This window comes from Marisediminitalea oceani (assembly GCF_003731635.1).
GTDB lineage: Bacteria > Pseudomonadota > Gammaproteobacteria > Enterobacterales > Alteromonadaceae > Alteromonas > Alteromonas oceani.
Genome location: NZ_RCUA01000090.1, coordinates 1 through 8,053, shown reverse-complemented (window position 1 = coordinate 8,053; position 8,053 = coordinate 1). Strand labels below are relative to the sequence as shown.

The 8,053-nt window shown below is 44.9% G+C and carries 7 protein-coding genes; 5 read left to right on the top strand and 2 right to left on the bottom strand.

The window, feature by feature from the left end:
* Window positions 1-428 precede the first annotated feature (428 nt).
* The 4 genes from D9T21_RS23315 (at window position 429) to D9T21_RS22640 (ending at window position 2,211) form a co-directional block, all read left to right on the top strand.
* Window positions 429-812, top strand: a complete 384-nt coding sequence (locus D9T21_RS23315) for a CopL family metal-binding regulatory protein (RefSeq protein ID WP_139125468.1) — start codon at window positions 429-431, stop codon at window positions 810-812.
* Between the two features lie 104 nt (window positions 813-916).
* Window positions 917-1,408 carry a DUF411 domain-containing protein gene (locus D9T21_RS22650; protein ID WP_061487085.1) on the top strand — a complete coding sequence of 164 codons (492 nt, stop codon included), beginning with the start codon at window positions 917-919 and terminating at the stop codon, window positions 1,406-1,408.
* A gap of 80 nt (window positions 1,409-1,488) precedes the next feature.
* Window positions 1,489-1,842, top strand: coding sequence for a copper resistance CopC family protein (locus D9T21_RS22645; RefSeq protein WP_012516900.1), 354 nt, complete (start codon window positions 1,489-1,491; stop codon window positions 1,840-1,842).
* 15 nt (window positions 1,843-1,857) lie between these two features.
* The gene (locus D9T21_RS22640; protein WP_241155796.1) at window positions 1,858-2,211 is read left to right on the top strand and encodes a hypothetical protein; all 354 of its coding nucleotides are present in this window, start codon (window positions 1,858-1,860) and stop codon (window positions 2,209-2,211) included.
* Here the strand turns inward: D9T21_RS22640 and D9T21_RS22635 are convergent.
* Window positions 2,206-3,417: an IS256 family transposase gene (locus D9T21_RS22635; RefSeq protein ID WP_123327419.1), complete on the bottom strand. Its 1,212-nt coding sequence runs from the start codon at window positions 3,415-3,417 to the stop codon at window positions 2,206-2,208. The genes D9T21_RS22640 and D9T21_RS22635 overlap by 6 nt on opposite strands.
* 347 nt (window positions 3,418-3,764) lie before the next feature.
* Here D9T21_RS22635 and D9T21_RS22625 point away from each other — a divergent pair, with 347 nt between their 5' ends.
* On the top strand, window positions 3,765-6,746 hold the full coding sequence (locus tag D9T21_RS22625) for a Tn3 family transposase (protein ID WP_123327418.1): 2,982 nt from the start codon (window positions 3,765-3,767) through the stop codon (window positions 6,744-6,746).
* A 534-nt stretch (window positions 6,747-7,280) separates the two neighbouring features.
* Here D9T21_RS22625 and D9T21_RS22620 read toward each other — a convergent pair.
* The coding region (locus tag D9T21_RS22620) for a transposase (protein ID WP_206427318.1) at window positions 7,281-8,053 on the bottom strand (773 nt) is incomplete at its 5' end.

The window sequence follows — 8,053 nt, the reverse complement described above, 5'->3', positions numbered from 1 at the left end:
CCTTAACGAAAACAGGCTCTTTTCGATTCAACAACAGTTAATCCGAACATAGCCAAACAGAATATCTGATTTCTCTTTCAAGTTACCGGTGAATTTATATTTATCGGGTGTGTTTATTTATATAGCTCCTCAAGCCTCCTCAATTTTCTAGTATTTCTGGTTAGCCCCCGTTATAACGTTAATGGAACTGGACAAAAGGAAAGTATTGTGGCGGCTACTTAAAGCGTTCAAGTTCTACCGCAGTATCTGAATTATAGAGTTAGAGACGCGCCCAAAAATTTGCATGGTTGTAGGCAATCTCCCTCATCATGACTATTTCCTAAATTCTGCCGATGAACGGGCTATTCTAATTACAAATCAGCCTCAACTGTTTACCAATTCGCGAAAATCCATTATTCTCCATATTGGTTATGTTTAATGCTTAAGAAATGTTTAAATTCATATCAAAACTAATATTAGTGTTTACAGTGCTATCTGCCCTCGTCGGGCAAGCGATGGCTGTAGATACTATGAGTTTTGAAATGGATATTGATAACAAACATTACAATAGTAATTCTGAATCGAATTGCTCTACGAACATGAGCCATGGTATGAGAGTAGATTCTATAAGTTCCGAAAACGCTAGTATTAAAGATTGTTGCAACACTTCGGAATGCACATGCCCACCAGGTGGTTGTACTCATGCTCCCGTCCTTATAGCTTCCATGATGATTGTTCAACACCCAGTGGTGCCGGACGCTTCATTTGGCTTGTTCTTCCAACAGCCAGTTTCAGTAACTTCCTCACTTTTTCGCCCACCGATATTTGCCTAACACAGGGTCAGTGCGTCCAAATTTCACGCACAATTTGTTTTAGTTCCTGTTTATTATCTAGGTGCTAGCGTACCTATATGTGCCAGCTTTGTCTGGAGGCAAAAATGTTAAAAAAAATCACCTATCAAGCTGCGGTATTACTGCTAATTCTACCTAGCGTTGCCATGGCAAATATCCACCATGGCGCAAACGACGCCTTTGAATTATTGGTCTATAAATCACCATCGTGTGGATGCTGTAAAAAGTGGATAACTCATCTAGAAAGCCAAGGGTTTCAACTACGTACAAAGGACTTTCATAACTTGAGCGACATCAAGAACGAATACGGAATTTCGCCAAATCTTCGCTCTTGCCATACCGCTGTTACAGAAAGTGGCTTTGTATTTGAAGGCCATGTCCCTTCTAAGTTTATAAAACGATTCTTGTTAGAAGAACATCCAAAGGCTATCGGGTTATCTGTTCCAGCTATGCCAGTAGGTTCACCCGGAATGGAAGTAGCAGAGCAGTTTATGCCTTATACCGTTTTCATTATATATCAAGATGGGAGCTACGAACCTTACGCGAAAGTAGAAAGCTACGAAAGTCAATTCGATTGAAGTCAAAGTTAAACAAATAAATGCGCACTTTTGACAATCAAAGCAATTTTAATTTTTAAAAACCAAAGATAGAGGTAATCATGAAAGCACTTGTTAAATCATTTGCAATATTTAGTGTACTGCTAAGCAGCGTGGCATTAGCACATGAGGCTATAGAAATTAAATCTAGCACACCAAGCAAAAATGCAATGCTGATGGAGGCCCCAATGGAACTATCAGTCAGCTTTACCAAGGGAGTTAGATTAATAAAAGTAGTTTTAAAAGATAGTGAAGGTGCAAAAGTTGATTTTGGCTTTGAACCTCCGAAAGAGGTTGCAACGGATTATTCTTGGACCTTACCTAAATTACGTCCAGGTTCATACAATGTTGAGTTCATCATGCTTGGCTCCGATGGGCACAAGATGAAAGATAGTTTTGGATTTATGGTGCACTAAAAAGGGGATTCAGCTGTGGAAATGTATATCTGGAACACTGTAATTGTAGTGACAAAGCTAATGTTTTATTTAGGTTTCGCGGCCACAGCTGGATATACATTTTTCTGGCGAGATATTAACGACAGTAGGACAAGTTATACAACGCCATCTTATAGCGCTGTATGGGTAAAGGTTTGTGTCTTTGTTGCGTTTATTTCTAATGCAGTGTGGTTTATCGCGAACACTGGAGCGATGGTAGAAGAGGGAATTCAAGGCGCACTTGACCCCTTTATGCTTAAGATAATGTTGAGTTCTCCTATCGGTGAAGTCACCTTGTATCGTGCGGGGGGAGATTGTAAGATCTTCTGTGTAAGTGGCTGTTTATCATAGTGATACGCGGTCACTGTACATAATCATAAACTGACTCATGGCCGCTTTCCAATCTCTTATTGGCATTGTCCACTTCTTCGATATCTGGTGAAGTGCCAGATACAATATTTTCATCACTGAATCGTCAGTCGGAAACGACCGTCTGGTTTTGGTAATTTTCCGCAGACTCGCGTTCAGGGACTCGATGGCATTTGTCGTGTAAATGACCTTACGGATTTCCGGCGGATAGTCGAAGAAGACGCTCAGACGTGCCCAGTTATTGCGCCAGGACAGGCTAATCGTTGGGTGTTGGTCATCCCATTTTTCAGCGAACTCTGCCAGGGCCAGTTCCGCTTCGGCCAGAGTTGCGGCACCGTAAATTCGTTTTAGGTCAGCGGCAATGACCTTGCGCTGTTTCCAGTTAACATAGCGCAGCGAGTGGCGAATTTGATGCACGATACACAGCTGTACCTGTGCTTTCGGGTAAACGGCCTCGATGGCTTCAGGGAAGCCTTTCAGGCCATCACAACAAGCGATGAAGATGTCCTGCACGCCACGATTCTTAAGTTCATTCATCACAGACAACCAGAATTTAGCGCCTTCGGTTTGTGCCATCCACAAGCCTAACAGCTCTTTTTCACCATCGGTGTTGATACCGAGAGCCAGGTAAACCGATTTGTTCTGTACCGCACCAGAGTCGCGACTGCGTACCACCAGGCAATCCAGGTAAACGACAGGATATAGCGCATCTAGCGGACGTTGTTGCCATTGCTTTACCTCATCCATTACTTCATTGGTAACTTGAGAGATAAAGGTTGGAGAGACTTCTACGCCGTAGGATTCCTCGAAATGCGCCTGAATATCGCGTGTTGTCATGCCACGCGCATACAGCGAGATTATCCGGTCATCGAAACCATTAAGCTGCTTCTCGCCCTTTTTGATGAGCTTGGGTTCGAAACTACCGCTGCGATCTCGCGGGATATCCAGCTCTATTTCGCCATGAACTGAACGCACTTTTTTACTAGATTTACCGTTCCTAGAGTTGCCGGAATTTTTACCTTCCGGTGCATGTTTAGCGTAACCGAGATGTTGCTCCATCTCGGCGTTTAACGCTCGCTCTGCCACCTTTTTGGTGAGCTGCTTAAGTAATCCGGCTTCGCCGAGGATGTCATCGGGTGAATCACAACCTTCTAGCAGTTGATCGATAAGTTTGTCTGATATTGGCATTCTACATTTCCTTTCAACAGGTTAAGAATGCCACTTACACAGATATTTTTACACTCTCTGCGGGGGGGTTAGCCGTAGCTTTAATAACTATCTACTTATTGAAATTTAAACCTCTTAAACCTTTCCTAAGGTTAAAGTCTTGCTTACTTGTGCTGTGTCTATTCACTCTCTCGTACACATTTACTTTAACCGGCCACGTTTCTGAATTAGGGGTTCTAGGGATTTTCCCCTCTAAAGTAACATAGAACGCTACAGGTATTATATTATATGGTCTGTGGCGGTGGGTTACCTTCCAATATTCTGCCATCTTATATAAACACCATCAATCATATTGGCGTTTATTCATCATGGCAATTAGTAATGAACTCTCGATTCTGACTCAGGCAGAACAACGAGACTTGTATTCAGCACCTCAGTTTTCTATTGAGGAACAACGTTTGTATTTTTCGCTAAACGATGTAGAACAGGCCGAATGCCGTACTATCAGGCTTACTAAACATCGTTGTTATTTCGTGGCGCTTCTGGGCTATTTTAAATCTAAGCCAGTGATCATTGCTCCGAGTTTCCGTGATATCAGTATCGACATGCAGTTTATTGCCTCCCAAATTCAAAGAGGTAAAGGGATCAGGCCTTTCAGTGTCAGTAAAATGCAGCGTGACCGTATTTACTCAAGGATACTGCGTCTACTTAATTACAATAAGTGGAATGAAAAACAGCACCTCAATGCTCTGTGCCACCACCTGGTTTACATTGGTCATGCCTGGCTGGAGCCTCGACACCTCTTTGATGCGGCCATTGAATACCTTGCCAGCCATAACATTGCCATTCCTAAGTACTCCGTGCTTCAAAGACTGATAAGCCGCACAATGCAACAGGTCAGAAAAGACCTGACGCTCCAACTGAATCAACTTACCAGTAATGAACTTAACGTATTTCTGGACAACATAATCACTACTAAAGACGACGGGCTGAGTCTGAGCCATCTCAGGGGTGGTGCCAAAAGTCTGACCGTGCCTGAGCTTAAAAAAGAGCTCGCCATTTACCACCGGTTAGCACCATGGCACACGCAAATAAATGACGTTGTGGACAGGCTCAATCTGTCGCTAAAAAATCGACAACACTTCAGCGGCCTTATTGATTACTACGGCAGTAAAGTGCGGCGCTTCAAACGCTCACAGCAGCACCTGTGGTTACTGTGTCATCTGACAGAGCGCATGCAACTTGCACTGGAGCGCCTGACGGATGGGTTTGTTTACCATATCCGAAAACAACAGGAAGCCGCCAACGCCTTTGCACAACAAGCAGTGTTCCTGTCCTGGCAGTCAGCTGCGGACAATGTCACGAAAGCGGCAGAGCTACTTCACCTGTTTGTTGACGAGAATATTGATGACAATCAGCCCTTCTCAGTAGTCAGACAACAGGCATTGAAGGTCATGAATGACAGGGATATCCAGACCCTCTGCCTTTACCTGAAAAAACAGAAACGGACCGTGGAAGAGTACCAGTGGCAATATTATGACGAACAACGAAACCTTCTGGAACAGTTGTTAAGACCAGTGTTCCTGTACCTTGAATGTGAGGCCGGTAAAGGCTCAGAAGCCGTCGTCGCCCAACTTCAAAAGATGCAAACGGAAATCGTATCCGGTGAATCACTGATGACAATGGATACGTCGCTTATCCCCAAAAAGCACCTCCCATGGCTGGTGAAACAGGATAACGTTAATCCGCAACGTTATGAATGGCTGCTCTACCGGCAGTTAACTTCACGACTGAACGGACGTATTTATCTGTCAAATGTCACCAAATACCGGGCACTGGAAGACGACCTGATCCCCCAAACATCGCAGGATGCACTGCTGGCCTCATCAACACTGGACAGACTAAAACAACCTGTTGACGCATTGTTACAGGAGAAACAACATCGACTGGAAAGCGCGCTCAAAGACGTGGCGCGCCATATTGATGAGGGAGATAATCGCAATGTAATCATGAAAAATCGCTCGGGCACCCGCTGGCACCTGCCAACAAAAGGCGCTACATCTCTGGTCAACAATCCCTTCTTTAAGCGAATGCAGCCAGTCGGTATCGCGGATGTCCTGCGGTATGTTGAGCGCGAAACCGGGTTCATGCGAAGCCTGACACATGTGCTGCCAATACAAAAACAGGGAACTACTCATCAGGATGATTTACTGGCCATTCTGATTGCTAACGCCACTCACCGTGGTGTGTATGGTATGGCGCAGATCTCCGACCGCAGTTATGAACACCTGAGTACAGTACAGGCTAACTATATCCGACCTGAAACGCTGCATGATGCCAGCGACGTGATCAATAATGCGGTGGCTTCATTACCCATCTTCCGCCACTACCATATTCAGGAGGACCAGTTGCACGCCAGTGCGGATGGTCAGAAATTCGAAACCCATCTGGAAACGTTTAAAACCCGGTATTCCTCAAAGTACTTCGGTACCAATAAAGGGATCACGGCCATGACTCTGGTGGCCAACCACAGCGCCCTCAATGCTCGGATCATCGGCTCTAACGAGCATGAATCACACTATATTTATGATCTGCTGCAATCAAACAGCAGCGATGTCAAACCAGATGTGCTCTCGACAGATACGCACGGTGTCAATCATGTTAACTTCGCCTTATTGGATCTAAGCAGTTACAGCTTTGCACCTCGATACGCGCAGTTCAATAGTGTCATCAACGATCTGTTTGATGTGACTGAAAGTGAACAAGGCAGCACCATACTGGCGCTAAAGAAGCCTATCAGAACGAATGTTATTACAACGGGATGGCAAGATATCAGGCGTATTGTTCTGTCACTTCAGACAAAGCGGACGACACAAGCAATGCTGGTGAGAAAGCTGTCTGGTTACCCTTCTGGACACCCAATATTACAGGCTCTGACGGAGTATAATCGACTGGTTAAAGCGCAATATTTACTTGACTACATCGACGATGCCAGTTTGCGGCAGTATGTGCAACGTGCCCTGAACCGGGGAGAAGCATGGCACTTCCTTAGACGAGCCATTGCGTCGGTGAATGGTGATCAGTTCCGTGGCAAAAACGAGTCTGAAATCGCTATCTGGAATGAATGCGCAAGATTGCTTGCCAATGCGCTCATCTACTTCAACTCCGCGATACTGAGTCATCTTCTGGGACACTTTGAAGCGAGAGGAGATGAAGAGAAAGCGGGTATCACTCGTGCTGTTTCGCCCGTTGCGTGGCAAAATATCAACTTAAGCGGAACGTATAACTTCACCAATACCGGAAAATTGCCTGATATTAGTGAAATTGCGAAGCCAATCGTGGATGATTAAGCTTGGAAACGAAAGTAACCCACAGCTGGAGGCTATATAATACAAAGCCTGTAGCATTCTATGTTACTTTAGAGGGGAAAATCCCTAGAACCCCTATTTTGAAAACTTTTGGGAAACGCCCTGTGCGGAGCCGCATGCAGGGTGTTGTGGGGGCTGGAGGCTAGATACCTCCGGCTACCCGATTAGCTGCCGCTGAGCTTTTCCCGTGGGGTAATATTGGCACCAATGGAACAATCAAACTGGACAAAGACATCCCTTACCGCATTGGTGTTTCGGTATGGGCAGGCGATGATGAAATTGATATAAAACTACGCGGAGCCAACGTCTTTCGCAAAGCGCTTAAAAACTATGCCGGAGATAAACGCGCGATAATGCTGTTTACTGTTTCAAAGCAAACAATTAAACACATACCTGAAGTCGCCAGACTGTGCAAAGAGCATGACCTGGAATTAACTTACAATATGTATTCTCCAACGCAGTCTTTGTTAGAAAAACTCACATTTTCACCTCAGCATGACGGTCGTTTTTTGTGCTTCATGCGCCAAAATCGAAGTCGCGTTGAATGATGTAGTCACTGAATGAGGCTGTGGCTGGTGGAGCTCGAAGTGGCGGCATTAGAGAATCGTTTTTTGCTTCAAGAAGAGTCTGCTTGTCAAGGTGCGCCAAAATCTTATGGATAACAGCCGGATCCGTAATACAAGTAATAATTTTGACGTTGGTTTTTTCACAAGCCTCACAGACTGTGATGTCAATATTGAATACTCTTTTTAACCTTTGTGCCCACGACATGCTTCGCGCATGGTATGGTTTATCTGAATCTTTCAGATGCTCTGCTAAGCGAGGGCTATTCTTACCGCGTTGTGAAGCCGTTACCTCGGCACGCACCTTAGCATTGGGAGCAAACACGCCATAAAACCTCGTAAGGTTTAGCCTCGGCACTGGCACCAGTGCCGCGAGCTTGCCTATGAAATCCAAGGGAGTAAAAAAGACATGTGTGGTACCGTCTTGATAGGGAGTTTTCAGTTGATATCTTACTTTTCCTGAATCGGTTAGACTCAATCGTTGCTCGCTTAACGCTGGCCTTGAGATATATCTGCATAGCCTTTCCAGTTTGTCAGTTTGATGGCTGTCTGCAAACACCCCAGCGTGTAAGCTAAAACCGTTTATTTGAGCTAATTGACCGTAATGTTGTTCGTCTTTGGCAGGTAAGGTTTGCAAGGCAAAGACTTTTTTGCCTGTATCTGGTCCTACAGCAATGCGGTAATTGACAGAGGCTGCTTGCAAGGGCAGTAAACTATCTTCGTCAT

Coding starts and splice junctions, on each gene's coding strand:
- D9T21_RS22650 (WP_061487085.1), top strand. CDS start 917: ATGTTAAAAAAAATCACCTATCAAGCTGCGGTATTACTGCTAATTCTA.
- D9T21_RS23315 (WP_139125468.1), top strand. CDS start 429: ATGTTTAAATTCATATCAAAACTAATATTAGTGTTTACAGTGCTATCT.
- D9T21_RS22625 (WP_123327418.1), top strand. CDS start 3,765: ATGGCAATTAGTAATGAACTCTCGATTCTGACTCAGGCAGAACAACGA.
- D9T21_RS22645 (WP_012516900.1), top strand. CDS start 1,489: ATGAAAGCACTTGTTAAATCATTTGCAATATTTAGTGTACTGCTAAGC.
- D9T21_RS22635 (WP_123327419.1), bottom strand. CDS start 3,417: ATGCCAATATCAGACAAACTTATCGATCAACTGCTAGAAGGTTGTGAT.